The sequence below is a fragment of the Bradyrhizobium sp. CCBAU 051011 genome, from assembly GCF_009930815.1.
Classification (GTDB): domain Bacteria; phylum Pseudomonadota; class Alphaproteobacteria; order Rhizobiales; family Xanthobacteraceae; genus Bradyrhizobium.
The window spans coordinates 443,212-459,598 of sequence record NZ_CP022222.1 but is presented as its reverse complement, the minus strand read 5'-3'; the positions used below and the strand labels follow the sequence as shown (position 1 = coordinate 459,598).

Here is a 16,387-nt window from a genome sequence, read left to right as displayed (position 1 = left end):
TAGATAGTTCGCGTGCGAAATAAATTGACCTCAGCGATGAGCCCCCGTCGCGAGCACCGGCTGGTGTTCCTGCTCAACGTCGCGCAGCGCCGGCTGCAGCGCTGGATGACGGCGCGCAGGCAGGACAGCGGCGTAACCGCTACACAGGTCGGCCTGCTGTTCATTCTGGGCCAGCGTGACGGCGTGCTGATGGGCGAGGCGGGGGCAGCGCTCGATCTCGGGCCGCCCGGCATCAGCGGCCTGGTGGACCGGATGACGGCGGCAAACCTGATCAAGCGGCGCCCCGATCCCGATGACGGGCGCGCATGGCGTCTGTGGCTGACACCGGCCGGCCGCGAGGCGATGGCGCAGTCGAAAGCCGGGCTCGTCGAGGTCAACGCGCGCCTCACTGATGGATTTACCGACGCCGAGATCGACGTCGTCGCGCGCTGGCTGACCACGATGCAAACGAGATTTCCCAGAGGAGAAGACGAATGACAGAGCATATCAAGATCGAGAAGAGCGACGGGATCCTGACGCTGACGATGGCCCGTCCCGACAAGAAGAACGCACTCACCAACGCGATGTATGGCGCGCTGGCGGATGCGATCCAAGCCGCCGAGACGGATGCATCTGTGCGCGTGCTGCTGATTCGCGGCGAGGGCGATATGTTCACTGCCGGCAATGATGTCGGCGAGTTCGCCGCTATCGCGACCGGCGCCGTCCAGGGCGAGCGGCATGTCGGCCGCTTCCTGCAGGCGCTCGCACATTCGAGCCGCCCGCTGGTCGCAGCCGTTCAGGGTCGCGCCGTCGGCATCGGCACCACGATGCTGTTGCATTGCGACCTCGTTGTGCTGGCCGAGAATGCGCTGTTGTCGACGCCGTTCGTCAATCTGGCGCTGGTGCCGGAAGCCTCTTCCAGCATCTTGATGCCGGCTCGCATCGGTTATGCCCGCGCGTTTGAGATGTTCGCGCTCGGTGAAGCCGTCGATGCCAAATCCGCCTTCGCCTGGGGTCTCGCCAACCGCGTAGTGCCGCTCGACAAGCTCGACGCAGAGGCGAGGGCATTCGCATCGCGTTTGGCGAAACAGCCGGCGGGCGCCGTCAGCACCACCAAGCGGCTGATGCGCAACCCGGAACTTCTGATGGCGCAGATCAAGACGGAAAGCGAGCAGTTCGCGGCTCGCCTGAAGACCGCCGAGGCGCGAGAGGCTTTCGTGGCATTCGCCGAGCGCCGGCCGCCGGACTTCCTGAAGCTCGCCGCCAGCTAGTCGAACGAATTTCAGTAATCTTCCGCAGGTGAAAAATGCATCCTGGGATATGACGGACGAGCGCGTCGTCATTCCGGGATGCGGCAGATTGTCCGGCGAAGTTGCCGCACCACGATTGGAAATCGTCTATTTCCACGCCTGCGACCGGGAGGGAATTGACCGGCTGTGGCCGCCCCGCTACCTCTTCTGTCCGCCCGCGGGGGAAACAAAATGAACAAGAACAATGAAGCTTCCGAATTCGATTACGTTATCGTCGGCGCCGGCTCGGCTGGATGCGTGCTTGCCAATCGCCTGAGCGCCGACGGCAAACATTCCGTGTTGCTGTTGGAGGCGGGGCCGAAGGATACCAATCTCTGGATCCACGTGCCACTCGGGTACGGCAAACTGTTCAAGGAAAAATCTGTCAACTGGATGTACCAGACCGAGCCGGAACCGGGCCTGAACGGTCGTCAGGTGTTCCAGCCGCGCGGAAAAGTGCTCGGCGGCTCCAGTTCGATCAACGGCCTGCTCTACGTGCGCGGCCAGCATGAGGATTACGATCGCTGGCGCCAGCGCGGCAATGCCGGCTGGGGCTATGACGACGTGCTACCCTATTTCAAGAAGGCCGAGAACCAGCAGCGCGGCGCGGACAAATATCACGGCAGCGATGGCCCGCTCCCGGTATCCGACTGGCGGCACCACGATCCGTTATCGGAAGCGTTTGTCGTTGCCGCCGCCGAGGCCGGCATTCCGACCAATCCCGATTTCAACGGCGCCACGCAGGAAGGGGCGGGGTTCTTCCAGACCACGACCCGGCGCGGGCGCCGCGCCAGCACGGCGTTCTCTTATCTTCGTCCCGCCAGGACGCGGCCCAACCTCCACATCGAAACTTCAGCGCTGGCGCAGCGCATCCTGTTCGAAGGACGTCGCGCGAAAGCGGTCGAGTACAAGCAGGAAGGCCGCGTGCGCACGGCGCGGGCGCGCAAGGAGATTTTGGTCTCCAGCGGCGCGTATAATTCGCCGCAACTGCTGCAGCTCTCCGGTGTCGGGCCGGCAGATCTGTTGAAGCAACACGGCATCGAGATCGTGCTCGACGCGCCAGGCGTCGGCAACGATCTGCAGGACCACTTGCAGGTGCGACTGATCACGCGCTGCGCGCAAAAGGTCACCCTGAATGACGTGGTCAATCATCCGATCCGCAAGATGATGGCGGGCATTCAGTACGCCGCGTTGCGCAAGGGGCCGCTGACGATTGCCGCCGGCACGTCGGGCGCGTTCTTCAAGACCAGCCCGCGGCTGGCCTCGCCCGATATCCAGATTCATTTCCTGCCGTTCTCGACCGACAAGATGGGCGAGAAACTTCACGCGCTTTCCGGCTTCACCGCTTCGGTCTGTCAGTTGCGTCCCGAGAGCCGCGGCTCGCTCCGCATCAAGAGCGCAGATCCCGCCGTGCCGCCGGAAATCCGCATCAACTATCTCGCGACCGAAACCGATCGCCGCGCCTTCATCGACGGCATCCGTATCCTGCGCAGGATTCTTGCAGCACCCGCGCTGAAGGCCTACGCGGTCGCGGAAGTCGATCCCGGTCCGAAAGTGCAGAGCGACGATGAACTGCTCGATTTCTGCCGCCGTACCGGCAGCACGGTCTATCACCCGACCTCGACCTGCCGGATGGGGAGCGATGCGCTCGCCGTCGTCGACCAGCGCTTGCGCGTGCGCGGCATCGAAGGATTGCGCGTCGTCGATGCGTCGATCATGCCGGATTTGATGTCAGGCAACACCAACGCGCCAACCATCATGATTGCCGAGAAGGCGTCGGACATGATCTTGGAGGACGCGCGGTAGGCGCTGAACCTCAGCCCTTATATGCCCTTACCCGCTTCAGCATCTGCTCGACATGAGCGATCGGGGTTTCCGGCTGGATGCCGTGGCCGAGGTTGAAGATCAGCCGCCCCTGCGCGTAGTTCGCCAGCACATCGTCGACGGCGCGGTCGAGCGCGGCGCCGCCTGCGATCAATACCAGCGGATCGAGATTGCCTTGCACGGCGACGCGGTTCTGCACGCGCTCGCGGATCATGGAAGGCTCCGCCGCCCAGTCGATGCTGACTGCGTCGACGCCGGTCGCCTCGACGTAAGCCGGCAGCAGCGCGCCGGCGCCGCGGGGAAAGCCGATGATCTTCGCATCGGGCGCTTGCGCGCGCACGCCGGCGACGATGCGTTTCACCGGTTCGATCGACCAGCGCTGAAATTCGCGCGGCGGCAACACGCCGGCCCAGGTATCGAAGATCTGCAGGCAATCGGCGCCGGCCTTGAGCTGGCCGAGCAGGTACTCGATCGAATTCTCCACCAGTACGTCGATGATCTTGGCGAACGCATCGGGATGGCGATAGGCCATCATGCGCGCCGGCGCCTGGTCCGGGGTGCCCTGTCCTGCGACCATATAGGTCGCGACGGTCCACGGCGCGCCGCAGAAGCCGATCAGCGCGATCTCAGGCGCGAGTTCGCGCTTCACGCGGCGCAGCGCCTCGTAGACCGGCTCGAGCTTGCCGAAATCGGCCTCGCGCGCCAGCGTCGTCACCTGCTCCGGCGTATCCAGCGGATCGAGCCGCGGTCCTTCACCGGCCTCGAAGCGCACGGAGCGGCCGAGCGCGTAGGGGATCACGAGAATGTCGGAGAAGATGATCGCGGCATCGAAGTTGAAGCGGCGGATCGGCTGCAGCGTCACCTCGGCGGCATATTCGGGCGTAAAGCACAGATCGAGGAAGCCGCCGGCTTTCGCGCGCAGTTCGCGGTATTCCGGCAGATAGCGACCGGCCTGCCGCATCATCCAGACGGGCGGCACCTTCTGCCTGTGGCCGGACAGCACCTCGAGAAATGGTTTTTCGGCGGACTTCTGGGACAAAACGAAAGGTTCCTGCGACAACACTGCTCTGGCGCCTCTGATACACGCAGGTTCCCGATTGGCCAAGGAATGATGCGAGACACGTTGGTGGAACCGGCGCAAAACCGAGCCGTTATCTCAGCCATGGAGGTACCTATGGCCGAGAAATTCAATCCTGCGGCGCATGACAAACACGCCGACGATCCCCGTGAAGCGGCCAAGGCTGATCGGGAAACCCACGAAAAGCTTCAGGCCGGGCTAGTCGACACGTTCCCGGCATCTGACCCCGTGAGCGCCGCGCAACCGGCGCCGTCGAAAGCCGATCGCGAACATGAGAATCCATCGCTGTGGGACAAAGTCCGCGCGGTCTTCCGCTAGCGCACTCACCGTTGAATACCCGCGCATGATCGCGCGGCAGGAGCGGCTCCTTCCCTAAGGAGCCGCTTTTGTTTGGGCGAGCAAGCGTTAGTAATGCGGTGGCCGTTCGTTTGTTGGGCCCGGCATGTTGTTCTCGGCTTCTCGCAAGCGCTCTTTCAGTTCCGCGACCTTCCGCGTCAGCCTGTCGATCTCGGCCCACTGCGCCGTGACCGTTTGATTCAATGTTTCGATGGTCACGTCTTGATAGGTCAGCCGCATCTCCAGCGCGTCGAGGCGATCGTTCAAGCTGTCGATGCTATCGCTCAATCTATTGACTTCACTCATGCGAGCCATCGCTGCGCTCCCGCAGGCCGTGACCCAGTGCCACGCGTTCGTCGAACACGAAACATTCGCCGCGCCAACGGCTCTCTTCCTCCGGTACCCCTTCGAGATAGCGGAGGATGCCGCCCTTGAGGTGATAGACCTCGGAAAATCCACGGGCCAAAAGGTAGGCGCTGGCCTTCTCGCAGCGGATGCCTCCGGTGCAGAACATCGCGATCTTCCTGTGCTTCGCCGGGTCGAGTTTCTCCGCGGCGAAATCCTTGAACTGCCCAAAGCTCTTGATGCCGGGATCGACGGCGCCCTCGAACGTGCCCATCGCCACCTCGAAGGCGTTGCGGGTGTCGATCACCAGCGTGTCGGGAGCGGCGATCAACTCATTCCATTCCGACGGTTCGACATAGGTGCCGACCTGCCGCGTCGGGTCGACCGTGGCATCTCCGAGCGTAACGATTTCCTTCTTCAACCGGATCTTCAGCCTTTGAAATGGCATGTCGCCAGCGGTCGAAAATTTCAGTTCGAGGTTGTCGAGCCGGCCGCCGAAAAGGGCGCCATGCTGCAACTCGTGGACGAGCGCGTCGATGCCCTCGTCGCTGCCCGCAACCGTGCCGTTGATGCCCTCTTGCGCCAACAGCACGCTGCCCTTGATCCCGAGGCCGGCGCCTATCGCGCGCAGCGGCTCGCGCAACTCCCGGAAGTCCGGCAGCGCGGCGAATTGATAGAAGGCGGCGACCTTGAACGGCATGGCGCCCGTTTATCAGGCAGGTCGGGCCGGGGAAACCCCGTAAAGCCCTGCATACTCCGCACATTGGCCCTGACGCCCCGCTGGCATGCCAACCATTGCCCTGCCGGGGATGAATATGCCAAAGAACCGTCTGTAAACCCGCCCCGATGGTCCCCGCGGGATGCTCAAGAACGCTGAAAAGAAAGCACTCGCGATGAGGAATTTCCATTTCGCCGGCCGCTCGACGGTCCATGCCCAGAACGCGATGGTGGCAACGTCGCATCCGGACGCCGCGCTGGTCGCCATCGACGTGATGCGGGCCGGAGGCACGGCCGCGGACGCTGCGGTCGCGGCCTGTGCGCTGCTCGGCGTCATCGAGCCGCAATCGACCGGCATCGGCGGCGATTGCTTCGCGCTGATCCAGCCGAGGGGCGAGGGCAAGATCGTCGCCTATAACGGCTCCGGCCGCGCGCCGATGGCGGCGACCGCCGAATGGTACCTGGAGCGCAAGATCCATTCGGTGCCCCTGACATCGGCCCATTCGGTGAGCATTCCCGGCGCGATCGACGCCTGGGACACGATCCTGCGCGACCACGGCAAGATGGGGCTCGACACGCTGCTGCAACCCGCCATCAAGGCCGCCGAGGAAGGCTATGTCGTTGCGCCTCGCATCGCCTTCGACTGGAAGAACCAGTTCGAGAAGCTGAAGAACGGCACCAACACCGAGCGCTATCTGCTGCCGCACGGCAAGCCGGCGGTCGCCGGCGACGTGATCCGCCAGCCCGAACTGGGCAAGACGCTGCGCGCCATTGCCAAGAACGGCCGCGACGCCTTCTATGCCGGCGAGATCGCCGCCGACATGGTGGAAACCTTGCGCGGCATCGGGGGCCTGCACACGCTGGAAGATTTTGCCGCGCATTCGACCGAAACGACAGCGCCGATCGGCACGATGTACAAGGGCCACGACGTCTGGCAGTGCCCGCCGAACGGTCCTGGCATCACCATGCTGGTGATGCTGAACATCCTTTCCCGCTTCGACCTGACCAAGTTCGCGCCGCTCAGCATCGAGCGCTTCCATCTGGAGGCGGAGGCCGCGCGCATCGCCTACATGATGCGCGAGCAGTACATCGGCGATCCCCAGCAAGTGCATGTCGACGTCGCCGGCATCCTCGCCAAGGAGTTTGCCGAAGAGCACATCAACAACATCAAGATGGATCGGCTGCTCGATCTGCCGAACGTCGCGCCGCCGATGAATCCGTCGACCGTCTACATCACCGTGGTCGACAAAGACCGCAACGTCTGCTCGTTCATCAACTCAATCGCGCATTCGTTCGGCTCGGCGATCGTGTCCAATAAGACCGGCATCCTCTTGCAGAACCGCGCCGGCGGTTTCCGGATTCAACCCGGCCACCCCAACTGCATCGCGCCGGGCAAGCGCCCGCTGCACACCATCATTCCCTCACTCGCCACGAAGAACGGCCGCGCGGTGATGCCGTTCGGCGTGATGGGCGGTCAGTACCAGCCGGTGGGGCAGAGCCATGTGCTGACCAACATTCTCGACTATGGTTGCGACGTGCAGGAAGCCATCGATATGCCGCGTGGCCTGCACTACGAGGGCGTCTATCAGCTCGAGGACAGCGTGCCGCCCGAGATCGTCGAAGGCCTGAAGAAGATCGGGCACAAGACCACCAGCGTGGTCGGTCCGCTCGGCGGTGGCCAGGCGATCTGGATCGACTGGGAGAAGGGCACGCTGACCGGCGGCTCCGATCCCCGCAAGGACGGCTGCGCGCTGGGCTACTGAGCCCAGCGGGGTCTTCGTCGCCGGAACCGCAAGCCCCTCGCATTCGTTAGGACGATGCGGCGGGCCGTCCTCTTTGCCAGGAGATGGCCGCCTGTTTTCAGGGGGCGATCATCAGCTCACTCGGTCCCGAGGATTTCGATCAGGCCGACCTGCACGGCGGTCGTTCGCCCTGGTTTGCGAGGGCGGGACAGCACGCGCGTCTCGAACTCAGCGAAAATATAAAATGCGACGCACTGATCGTCGGCGCCGGCATCACCGGCTCGATGGTCGCCGAACGCCTGACGCGTCGGGGCCTGGATGTCGTGATCATCGATCGCGAGCTGCCTGGCCGCGGCAGCACCGCGGCCTCGACCTCGATGCTGCTGTGGGAAATCGACCAGCCGCTGCGGGACCTGAGCGAGGCTTGCGGCTTCGAGCGCGCCGCGCGGGTCTATCGCGCCAGCTTCGAGGCCGTCGCCGGCCTGAAATCGCTGGTGGCCGAGCTCGGCATTGTCTGCGGCATGCGGGAGAAGAACTCGCTCTATCTCGCGGCGAACGAGAACAGCGTTGATCTGATGGAGGAGCACCGCCGGCGGATGCGCGCCGGCCTGCCGGGCGAGTTTCTGGATCACGGCAGACTGCGCGACAGCTTTGGCATTGTGCGTGCCGGTGCGATCATCTCCTCGGGTGCGGCCGATGCGGATCCCGTGCAACTGGCGCATGGGATGCTCGAGGCTGCGATGGCGCGCGGGGCGCGGCGGTTCGAAGCGGAGGCCGTTGTGTTCGATGCCGCCGGGCGCACGGTCAACGTCCGTCTTTCCAACGACCGCGAGATTGAGGCGTCATCTGTCGTTCTCGCCACCGGTTACGTCATGCCCGACATCGTGCAGTCTTCCGTGCACGCGGTGTCGTCGAGCTGGGCGATCGCGACCGTTCCGCAGCCGCAAAGCGTCTGGAACGGTGGCACGCTGATCTGGGAGGACGCGAAGGATTATCTCTATGCGCGAACGACGCGGGCCGGACGCATTATCATCGGCGGCGAAGACAGCACGGAGATTGTCGAGCCGGAAGCGCGTGACCGCCTGATTTCCGAAAAATCAGTCATCCTCGCAAGAAGGCTAGCCGCGCTCTGGCCGGCGGCAAAGACCGAGGTCGAAATCCGCTGGGCGGGCACGTTCGGCACCACGCATGATGGATTGCCGCTGGTCGGTCCGGTCCCCGACGCCAAGGGCATCTATGCGGCCTACGGCTATGGCGGCAACGGCATCACGTTCAGTTTTCTCGCTGCACGATTGATCGGCGATCTGATCGCCGGAAAAACCTCGCCGCTGCTGCACGAATTCGCCATCGATCGCGATGACAGCATGGCTGGCCGCTGAAAAATGGCTAGGGAAACCGCCCGCTCTGCGCTAGAGACGTCGGTCTCTCGAACGAGGTATACTGAGATGCGCTTCTCCCGACTCACGATTATCCGGACCGCATGTGCCGCCGTGGCAGCGGCGGTTTCCACGCCCGCTGCCATTAGGATGGCATCGGCCCAGACCGCAGGAAAACCCATGACCACAGCTTCAGGCTTGCAGATCATCGACAGCAAGGAAGGCACCGGCGCCTCGCCGAAGACCGGCCAGACTTGCGTCATGCACTATACCGGATGGCTTTACGAAAATGGCCAGAAGGGCAAGAAATTCGACTCTTCGGTCGACCGCAACGAGCCGTTCGAGTTCAAGATCGGCCAGCGCCAGGTGATCGGCGGTTGGGATGAGGGCGTCGCCTCGATGAAGGTTGGCGGCAAGCGCACGCTGATCATTCCGCCCGCGCTCGGCTACGGCGCGCGCGGCGCCGGCGGCGTCATTCCGCCGAATGCGACGCTGATGTTCGACGTCGAATTGCTGGCGGTGAAATAGCTGCGCATTGATGGGAGCGCATCGTGAAGATCTCGATCCTCGACGATTATTTCGACACGGTGCGCACCCTCGACTGTTTTCGTAAGCTCGCCGGGCACGACGTCACGATCTGGAACGATCACGTCCAGGATGTGGGTCTGCTGGCGGAGCGCCTGAAGGATACCGAAGCGCTGGTCTTGATCCGCGAGCGGACACAGATCCGCACGCCGCTACTGGAGCGGCTGCCGAAGCTGAAGCTGATCAGCCAGCGTAGCGTCTATCCGCATATCGACATCGATACCTGCACCGGGCTCGGCATTATCGTGTCGTCGAGCCAGCACGCCGATACACCCTCCTATGCCACCGCCGAATTCACCTGGGGCTTGATCCTGGCGGCGATGCGCGCCATTCCGCAGCAGATGGCGGCGCTGAAGGCCGGCAAATGGCAGATCGGCGTCGGCCATACGCTGCGCGGCAGGACGCTGGGCATCTATGGTTACGGCCGGATCGGCGCCGTCGTTGCTGGCTACGGCAAGGCGTTCGGCATGAACGTGCTGGTATGGGCGCGCGAGCCGGCCATGGCGAAGGCCCGCGCCGACGGATACGCGACCGCCGCCAGCAAGGCTGATTTCTTTGAGCGCTGCGACGTGCTGTCGCTGCACATGCGCCTCGTCGATGCCACGCGCGGCATCGTCAAGGCCGAAGATCTCGCACGCATGAAGCCGACGGCGCTGCTGGTCAACACCAGCCGCGCGCCACTGATCGAGCCGAACGCACTGGTCAATGCGCTACGCGCCGGGCGTCCCGGCATGGCGGCGGTCGACGTCTACGAGAAGGAACCGCTGCGCGACGTCAGCGATCCCCTGCTGACCATGGACAACGTGGTCTGCACGCCGCATCTCGGCTACGTCTCGCGCGACGAATACGAAATCCAGTTCACGGATATCTTTGACCAGATCACAGCCTACGCCGCCGGTTCACCCATCAACGTGGTCAACCCGAATGTGGTGGGGAGGGCGCGGCGGTAGTCTCTGCGCTCCCTCGCCCCGCTCTTGCGGGGTCGAGACGAGCGAAGCTCGCTCTTGGAGGGTTGGGGTGAGGGGCTCTCTCCGCCCGATGAGATTTTTCCGATAGACCTGTACCCCTCGCCCGGATTGCACTGCGTGCAATCCGACCTCTCCCGGCAGGCGGGGGGAGGTAAGAAGAACGCGCATACAAGACCGGCTCAAAAGTTCCTCGATTTGGCTGGTTTGCCATCGAGGATTTATGTACCGTTCGGGCAATCAGGCCATTGAGAAAGCAACAAGATGAGCGGCACTCGCGATCACACCCATTCCCACGATCATTCTCATGACGATGCCGAGCGCTGGAAGCATGACGGCGTCCGCGTCATTCCCGGCAATCAGCTCGATCCCAATGTGCCCTCGACCGCCGGCATGGACCGCAAGGCCGCGATCAATTTCGCCCGCGTCGGCGCGCAGAAATTGTGGGCGGGCACGGTTACCATTAAGCCCGACGCCAAGACCGGAGCGCATCATCACGGCCATCTCGAAAGCATCATCTATGTCGTGAAGGGCAAGGCGCGGATGCGCTGGGGCGAGCATCTGCAGTTCACCGCGGAAGCCGGTCCCGGCGACTTCATCTTCGTGCCGCCTTACGTGCCGCATCAGGAGATCAACGCCAGCCCCGACGAGGTGCTGGAATGCGTGCTGGTGCGCTCGGACGGCGAGGCGGTGGCGATCAACCTCGACATCGAGCCGGTGGAAAAGCCGGAGACCGTGCTGTGGGTCGACCCGGTGCACCGCGATCCCGCTGAGAAGAAATAAGAAACAACAAACGCCGCCCTGGTGCGGATCGCGCGGGGAAATCCCATGAAGCTTGTTCGCTACGAGAGCGCGGGCCACGTCGCCACCATCACCATGGATCGCGCCTCGGCGCACAACGCGCTCAATAATGCGTTGTGTGATGAACTGCGCGAAGCCTGGCTCCGCTTTCACGAAAGCGACGACCGCGTTGTCGTGCTCGCATCGTCCGAAGAGAAATATTTTTCGGTCGGCGCCGACGTCAGGGATCTTCCCGTCAACATGTGGCACGCCGTGCCGGGCTTGGGAGTCGAACTGGACAAGCCTGTCATCGCCGCGACATCTGGCTGGGTCGTCGGCGGTGCCTTCGTGCTGGTCCAGATGGCCGACATGTGCGTGGCGTCGGAGACGACGCGCTTCATCTACCCCGAGGGCAAGATCGGCACCACCGCCGGCGGCGTCTCCTCGGTGATGGCGCGCATGCCGCACAAGATCGCGATGGAGTTTTTGCTGGTCGGCGAGGAAATGTCGGCAGAACGAGCTTACCAGATCGGCTTCGTCAACAAGGTTGCCCCGAAGGGACAGCATGTCGCGCTCGCCCAGGAAATGGCGGCCAAGATCGCCGCCAATGCGCCGCTGGTGGTGCGGGCGTTGAAAAAGCTCGCCCGCGAGTCCATGCCGAAGGGCCCGCTGGAAACGGTCGCCGACGCGCGCCGGCTGCTCGATGTCATCAGGGACAGCGATGACCTCAAGGAAGGCGTCAAGGCGTTCGCCGAAAAGCGCAAGCCCGAATTCAAGGGCAGGTAGCGGCCGTTCGCGGCCGGCTTCCGGTGATCGCGCGTCAGTTCGCCGCCTGAAAAAATAATTTGAAAGGGATGTCGGACCCGTCCCCGTCCGTTCGTCCTATGCCCGAACCCCGCGAAAAGGAGCCCACTTATGGCCAAAATGATCTTCGTCAACCTGCCGGTCAGCGATCTCGCCCGTTCGACCGCCTTCTATCAGGCGATCGGCGGCGAAAAGAACCCGCAGTTCTCCGACGATACGGCGTCCTGCATGGTTTTCTCCGAAACGATCTACGTCATGCTGCTGACGCACGACAAATACCGCCAGTTCACCTCGAAGAAGATCGCCGACGCCAAGGCCACCAGCCAGGTTCTGATCTGCCTTTCAGCCGACAGCCGTGATGCGGTGGACGACATGGTCCGCAAGGCGCAAAGCGCGGGCGGCGGTGCCGATCCGGGTCCGAAGCAGGATTATGGCTTCATGTACGGCCGCAGCTTCGAAGATCCCGATGGCCACCATTGGGAAGTGATGTGGATGGATGTTGCGGCTGCAACCGCTGCGCAGTCCGCAACCGCCTGACAATCGAATCAGCAACCGGAGTTTATCCATGTCCAAGATTTCTCCCTGCTTGTGGTTCAACGGCGAGGCTGAGGAGGCTGCGAACCTCTATGTTTCACTGGTGCCGGATTCCCGGATCACGAAGATCCAGCGCAATCCGATCGACGGCCCTCCCGGACAGGCCGGCACGGTGCTGGTGGTCGAATTCACGCTGGCCGGCCAGAGCTTCATGGCGCTGAACGGCGGCATGAAGCTGGAACATACGCACGCGGTCTCTTTCAAGATCGACTGTGCCGACCAGGCCGAGGTCGACCGGCTTTGGGATGCGCTGCTGGCGAATGGCGGCGAGCCCAGCAAATGTGGCTGGCTGAAGGATCGCTTCGGTGTCTCGTGGCAGATCGTGCCAAGTGCGCTGCCGACATATCTCGGTGGTTCGGATTCCGCCGGCGCGAAGCGGGCCATGCAGGCGCTGCTCGGGATGGTCAAGCTCGATGTTGAAGGCCTGAAGCGCGCATATGAGGGCAAGAGCGCGGCGTAGGAGGATCGTAGGGTGGGTTAACCGAAGGCGTAACCCACCGACGCGCGAAGAAAGACGGTGGGTTACGCTGCGCTAACCCACCCTACAGGCCTACACGTTTTCTAATAACTGATCCGCAACCCTATGCCGCCGTGAAGCGTGTTGCCGATCGGCTGCGGGCCGGCGGTGCCGTTGAGGAAGAGATCGGCGACCCAGCCCTTGGTGATGCGGAAGCCGAGCCGGCCGCCATATTCGAACCAGCCCTGGTTGCCGATTGTAGGCACGATGGTGCCGTCGCCGGTCACGGTGGCGACGATGCCGGATCGCGTCCCAAAGGATTGCACCCATCCACCGTTGATGTTGGCCTCGACGCTCGAGCCGAACAGGTGCGTCCATTGTCCGCCGATCTTGATGAGGCTAGTGCGGTCGGTGCCCGTGGCGATCGAGGCGTCGAACGGATTGTACGCGGCCGCAGGGTCGGTATAGCCCTTCACCCGTTGCCACAGCTGCCAGACCTCGACGTAAGCTGCGGCCTCATCGCGCGGCGAAAACCGGCTCATCCAGCCGGCGCGGCCGTACACGGCGTAGTTTTCGCTCGATGTCGAGCTTTCCAGCGATACTGCGCCGAGGCTGGTCGCATAGCTGCGCGAGTAGCGCACCTTCTGGAACGGCGACAGGATGGTGCCGATATCGAAGAATGGCCGCGATGATCCCCAGTCGACAAAATCGTAGCGCAGCGCGAACGCGCCGATCGGCGCGCCGGTGACGTGATACCCGCCCTCATTGAATTGGGCGTAGGCGATACCGGCCAGCAGCGACAGATTGGGCGTCAGGTTCTTGCGACCGTGAATGCCGGCCGAGAACGAACCAGCCGAACCGAACGCGCTGATGCAATCATTGCAATTGACCTGCTCGTTGATCCCGAGCAGCACGTTGCCGAGCACGCGGTTGGTGATCATCTGGTTGAAGCGCTGCCCGGCGAGGTCGTTGATCGATCCGGCGCTCGAGCCGGGCGTGGCCAACGGCGGCGCGTTGGCGCTTGGCGTCGAGGTCGGGCTTGGCGTCGGTGTAGGCGAAGCCGAAGGGCTCGGCGAGGGAGAGGGGCTCGGCGTAGGCGTCGGCGTGTAGCACTCGACGCATTCCTCCACCGGAGTGGGCGACGGCGACGGCGACTGTGCCCGCGCAGACGATGATGGCGCCGCGAGCAGCGACAGAAAGAGCGCTGCGGACAGCAGAAGACCGCGGGGGAAGTTCGCCATTGTCAGCGCCCGCACAGCATGCCGGTGGGATCGCTGCCGTCGTCGACAATGGCCGGCGACGCATCCGCATATTGCGTGGTGCTGCAGAGTCCGGCCGCGGCGCCGCAGGTCGCGGCGAAGGTCCATGGCGGGCTGTTGGTCTTCTTGATAGTCGACCTGCCGCCGGCACCGCTGGAGGTGATGATGGCGGTGTCGCCGGGTCGGGTAAGCTGGATGCACTCAAAGCTGACCGTGCAGACCGAAGCCGCGCCGTCCCGCAAATTGACGATGGTCTGGCCGCGCTGCGAGAGAATATCGAGCGTAGTGCCGCGCACGCCGATGGTCGCCAGCGGCGTCGTGATCTTGTAGGCGGCCTTGTCCGATTGACCGGTGACGAATCGGAACGCGCCCGAGGTCATGCGTATCGCGACCTCGCGGTAGTGATGCTCGTCGTCGAAAACGGTGCGATCCAGCTTGAGCGTCGCATTGGGGCCGAGCGAGAGGTTGGTGCTGTCGGCCATCACCAGCCGCGTTGCGCTGTCGATCCCGGTGCGCACGGTCTCGTCGCGCAGCACCCCATCGCCAACCTTGATCTGGGTGGTCGAGGGGCCGGCCACGCGGAGCACTTCATTCTTGACGACGGCTGCTTCGCCGACGCGCGTTTGCGCGCACGCGGGAGCCGTCATCAACGCAGTCACCAGGCCAATTGCAGATAGCGAAGAAAAGCAGTTACAGAAATTCATTTCAAAAAACCGATCGATTTATCCCGACATCGTACCGGATCGCGCGCGCATGCGATGTGGCAGAATTATCACTTGTGCGGCTTACGCGCCGATCGGTTAGTAATTGCGAAATCGAAATGCGTTCAATGCGATGGACATAAAAATCTGGAGTCGTCACACTCATTTTTGCCGCAATCTCTTTTAGTCCCTGATTCCAGCCCGATCGCCCGTGAAGCCAGCAACCCAATCACTTTCCATTCTGCCAAATTCGATGATGCGCACGGGCGTCATCGCGGGAGTCCTTTTTGTTCTTGCGCACTTCGCGATGCTGATTGGCGTCACTGCGCCGGAAAAATTCTACTTCGACGAAGTGCATTACGTTCCGGCGGCGCGGCAGATGCTCGAGCCTGTCATGCGAGAGCCGATGCTCAATCCGATGCATCCGCCGTTCGCCAAGCAGCTCATCGCGCTGTCGATCCATTCGTTCGGCGACGGGCCGTTGGGCTGGCGCTATCCAGCCGTGCTGTTCGGATCGCTCGCCATCGTCGCGGTGTATTTATGCGGCCTGGCGCTGTTCGCAGCGCAGGGGCCGGCCATCGCAGCGAGCCTGCTCGCCTTCTTCAACCAGATGCTGTTCGTGCAATCGCGGATCGCGATGCTGGATATTTTCGCGCTTACCTTCAGCCTGTTCGCGATCGCCGCGTTCATGCGTGGATTTCGAACAGAGCGGCCGCATCTGTGGTTCGCGCTTGCCGGGATCGGCTTCGGCTTGTCGGTCGGCTGCAAGTGGAGCGGGCTGTTCGTGCTCGCGGTCTGCATCGTCATCGTCGCCGCGATCCGCCTGATGCAAAGCTGGCGCACCCAGTTCGCCGACGCCCGGCCGGATGACTGGTACCGGCCCGATCTGTGGCCCGATTTCAGGTGGTGGCATTTCGCAATCTGCTTCGTGCTGCTTCCGATCGCCGTCTATCTCGCAACCTTCATTCCGCTTTACGGATTATCGGTTGCGAACATCATGGAAGCGCAACGGCGGATCTTTGGCGATAACACCACGACCGCGATCGCGGGTCACACCTATATGAGTTCGTGGCCGTCCTGGCCGTTCCTGGTGCGGCCGGTCTGGTACCTCTTCGACAAAGTAGATGACGACCGGATTGCCGCCGTGGTCTTCCTCGGCAATCCGCTGATCCTGTGGCCGGCGCTGATCGCGGTCGCGATCTGTCTGCGCGACTGGATCGTGACGCGGCGGGTTGATGCCTTTCTGGTCCTGGCATTCTATTTCGGCCCGTACCTCGCATGGGCACTGCTGCCGCGAACGCTCGGCTTCATCTATTACTATCTGCCGGCGGGGACCACCGCGAGTCTTGCGCTGGTCTATGCCTTGAAACGCGGCAGCACGCCGGCATGGCTGCTATGGGCCTATGTCGGAATCGGTTTTGTTGGATTCGCCGCAATGTTGCCGATATCGGCCGCGTTCATAGGCACGTCGATGGCGACGTTCAGTCGCCTGATGATCTTCCAGAACTGGATTTGAGACTGTCGTTCGGCGCAAACGCTTAACGATTGGTTACCCG

At 63.1% G+C, this 16,387-nt stretch carries 18 protein-coding genes; 13 read left to right on the top strand and 5 right to left on the bottom strand.

What is annotated here, in order from left to right; genetic code table 11:
- Positions 1-36 precede the first annotated feature (36 nt).
- From ACH79_RS02210 to ACH79_RS02200, 3 genes are all read left to right on the top strand, one after another.
- The gene (locus ACH79_RS02210; protein ID WP_161849557.1) at positions 37-477 is read left to right on the top strand and encodes a MarR family winged helix-turn-helix transcriptional regulator; all 441 of its coding nucleotides are present in this window, start codon (positions 37-39) and stop codon (positions 475-477) included.
- Entirely contained in the window at positions 474-1,250 is a 777-nt protein-coding gene (locus tag ACH79_RS02205) for an enoyl-CoA hydratase (protein WP_161849556.1), read from the top strand. The genes ACH79_RS02210 and ACH79_RS02205 overlap by 4 nt, the downstream gene beginning before the upstream one ends.
- 210 nt (positions 1,251-1,460) lie before the next feature.
- On the top strand, positions 1,461-3,074 hold the full coding sequence (locus tag ACH79_RS02200; RefSeq protein WP_161849555.1) for a GMC family oxidoreductase: 1,614 nt from the start codon (positions 1,461-1,463) through the stop codon (positions 3,072-3,074).
- 10 nt (positions 3,075-3,084) lie between these two features.
- Here ACH79_RS02200 and hemE read toward each other — a convergent pair whose 3' ends face one another.
- Entirely contained in the window at positions 3,085-4,131 is a 1,047-nt protein-coding gene (hemE, locus tag ACH79_RS02195; RefSeq protein WP_161849554.1) for a uroporphyrinogen decarboxylase, read from the bottom strand.
- A 135-nt stretch (positions 4,132-4,266) separates the two neighbouring features.
- On the opposite strand from hemE, the gene ACH79_RS02190 reads away from it, so the two are divergent.
- Complete coding sequence (locus ACH79_RS02190) at positions 4,267-4,488, top strand: hypothetical protein (RefSeq protein ID WP_161849553.1); 222 nt, start codon at positions 4,267-4,269, stop codon at positions 4,486-4,488.
- An 87-nt stretch (positions 4,489-4,575) separates the two neighbouring features.
- On the opposite strand, the gene ACH79_RS02185 is transcribed toward ACH79_RS02190, so the two are convergent.
- Together ACH79_RS02185 and ACH79_RS02180 are read right to left on the bottom strand one after the other, a co-directional pair.
- The gene (locus ACH79_RS02185; RefSeq protein ID WP_161849552.1) at positions 4,576-4,812 is read right to left on the bottom strand and encodes a SlyX family protein; all 237 of its coding nucleotides are present in this window, start codon (positions 4,810-4,812) and stop codon (positions 4,576-4,578) included.
- Positions 4,805-5,551, bottom strand: a complete 747-nt coding sequence (locus tag ACH79_RS02180) for a rhodanese-related sulfurtransferase (protein ID WP_161849551.1) — start codon at positions 5,549-5,551, stop codon at positions 4,805-4,807. Before ACH79_RS02180 ends, ACH79_RS02185 begins: the two co-directional genes overlap by 8 nt.
- Positions 5,552-5,744: 193 nt before the next feature.
- Here ACH79_RS02180 and ggt point away from each other — a divergent pair, with 193 nt between their 5' ends.
- The 8 genes from ggt to ACH79_RS02140 all read left to right on the top strand — a co-directional run bounded on the left by ggt (position 5,745) and on the right by ACH79_RS02140 (position 12,874).
- Positions 5,745-7,331: a gamma-glutamyltransferase gene (gene ggt, locus ACH79_RS02175; RefSeq protein ID WP_161849550.1), complete on the top strand. Its 1,587-nt coding sequence runs from the start codon at positions 5,745-5,747 to the stop codon at positions 7,329-7,331.
- Positions 7,332-7,414: 83 nt separating this feature from the next.
- A complete protein-coding gene (locus tag ACH79_RS02170; RefSeq protein WP_161849549.1) occupies positions 7,415-8,689 on the top strand; it encodes an FAD-binding oxidoreductase in 1,275 nt (424 codons plus the stop codon).
- 66 nt (positions 8,690-8,755) lie between these two features.
- On the top strand, positions 8,756-9,214 hold the full coding sequence (locus ACH79_RS02165; protein WP_246738393.1) for an FKBP-type peptidyl-prolyl cis-trans isomerase: 459 nt from the start codon (positions 8,756-8,758) through the stop codon (positions 9,212-9,214).
- A gap of 23 nt (positions 9,215-9,237) precedes the next feature.
- Positions 9,238-10,221: a D-2-hydroxyacid dehydrogenase family protein gene (locus ACH79_RS02160; protein WP_161849548.1), complete on the top strand. Its 984-nt coding sequence runs from the start codon at positions 9,238-9,240 to the stop codon at positions 10,219-10,221.
- 279 nt (positions 10,222-10,500) lie between these two features.
- Positions 10,501-11,019 (top strand): cupin domain-containing protein, encoded by a 519-nt coding sequence (locus ACH79_RS02155; protein ID WP_161849547.1) that lies wholly within the window; start codon positions 10,501-10,503, stop codon positions 11,017-11,019.
- Between the two features lie 45 nt (positions 11,020-11,064).
- Complete coding sequence (locus tag ACH79_RS02150) at positions 11,065-11,802, top strand: enoyl-CoA hydratase/isomerase family protein (protein WP_161849546.1); 738 nt, start codon at positions 11,065-11,067, stop codon at positions 11,800-11,802.
- Between the two features lie 129 nt (positions 11,803-11,931).
- Positions 11,932-12,357, top strand: a complete 426-nt coding sequence (locus ACH79_RS02145; protein ID WP_161849545.1) for a VOC family protein — start codon at positions 11,932-11,934, stop codon at positions 12,355-12,357.
- Positions 12,358-12,385: 28 nt separating this feature from the next.
- Positions 12,386-12,874, top strand: coding sequence for a VOC family protein (locus tag ACH79_RS02140; RefSeq protein ID WP_161849544.1), 489 nt, complete (start codon positions 12,386-12,388; stop codon positions 12,872-12,874).
- 101 nt (positions 12,875-12,975) lie between these two features.
- On the opposite strand, the gene ACH79_RS02135 is transcribed toward ACH79_RS02140, so the two are convergent.
- The gene (locus ACH79_RS02135; RefSeq protein WP_161849543.1) at positions 12,976-14,112 is read right to left on the bottom strand and encodes a hypothetical protein; all 1,137 of its coding nucleotides are present in this window, start codon (positions 14,110-14,112) and stop codon (positions 12,976-12,978) included.
- A gap of 2 nt (positions 14,113-14,114) precedes the next feature.
- Complete coding sequence (locus tag ACH79_RS02130) at positions 14,115-14,777, bottom strand: FecR domain-containing protein (RefSeq protein ID WP_246738392.1); 663 nt, start codon at positions 14,775-14,777, stop codon at positions 14,115-14,117.
- Positions 14,778-15,084: 307 nt separating this feature from the next.
- On the opposite strand from ACH79_RS02130, the gene ACH79_RS02125 reads away from it, so the two are divergent.
- A complete protein-coding gene (locus ACH79_RS02125) occupies positions 15,085-16,347 on the top strand; it encodes a phospholipid carrier-dependent glycosyltransferase (RefSeq protein ID WP_161856170.1) in 1,263 nt (420 codons plus the stop codon).
- The last annotated feature ends 40 nt before the right edge of the window (positions 16,348-16,387 follow it).

Coding starts and splice junctions, on each gene's coding strand:
- ACH79_RS02185 (WP_161849552.1), bottom strand. CDS start 4,812: ATGAGTGAAGTCAATAGATTGAGCGATAGCATCGACAGCTTGAACGAT.
- ACH79_RS02140 (WP_161849544.1), top strand. CDS start 12,386: ATGTCCAAGATTTCTCCCTGCTTGTGGTTCAACGGCGAGGCTGAGGAG.
- ACH79_RS02150 (WP_161849546.1), top strand. CDS start 11,065: ATGAAGCTTGTTCGCTACGAGAGCGCGGGCCACGTCGCCACCATCACC.
- ACH79_RS02130 (WP_246738392.1), bottom strand. CDS start 14,777: ATGACGGCTCCCGCGTGCGCGCAAACGCGCGTCGGCGAAGCAGCCGTC.
- ACH79_RS02205 (WP_161849556.1), top strand. CDS start 474: ATGACAGAGCATATCAAGATCGAGAAGAGCGACGGGATCCTGACGCTG.
- ACH79_RS02145 (WP_161849545.1), top strand. CDS start 11,932: ATGGCCAAAATGATCTTCGTCAACCTGCCGGTCAGCGATCTCGCCCGT.
- ACH79_RS02200 (WP_161849555.1), top strand. CDS start 1,461: ATGAACAAGAACAATGAAGCTTCCGAATTCGATTACGTTATCGTCGGC.
- ACH79_RS02135 (WP_161849543.1), bottom strand. CDS start 14,112: ATGGCGAACTTCCCCCGCGGTCTTCTGCTGTCCGCAGCGCTCTTTCTG.
- ggt (WP_161849550.1), top strand. CDS start 5,745: ATGAGGAATTTCCATTTCGCCGGCCGCTCGACGGTCCATGCCCAGAAC.
- ACH79_RS02155 (WP_161849547.1), top strand. CDS start 10,501: ATGAGCGGCACTCGCGATCACACCCATTCCCACGATCATTCTCATGAC.
- ACH79_RS02190 (WP_161849553.1), top strand. CDS start 4,267: ATGGCCGAGAAATTCAATCCTGCGGCGCATGACAAACACGCCGACGAT.
- ACH79_RS02210 (WP_161849557.1), top strand. CDS start 37: ATGAGCCCCCGTCGCGAGCACCGGCTGGTGTTCCTGCTCAACGTCGCG.
- ACH79_RS02170 (WP_161849549.1), top strand. CDS start 7,415: ATGGCCGCCTGTTTTCAGGGGGCGATCATCAGCTCACTCGGTCCCGAG.
- ACH79_RS02180 (WP_161849551.1), bottom strand. CDS start 5,551: ATGCCGTTCAAGGTCGCCGCCTTCTATCAATTCGCCGCGCTGCCGGAC.
- ACH79_RS02165 (WP_246738393.1), top strand. CDS start 8,756: ATGCGCTTCTCCCGACTCACGATTATCCGGACCGCATGTGCCGCCGTG.
- ACH79_RS02125 (WP_161856170.1), top strand. CDS start 15,085: ATGATGCGCACGGGCGTCATCGCGGGAGTCCTTTTTGTTCTTGCGCAC.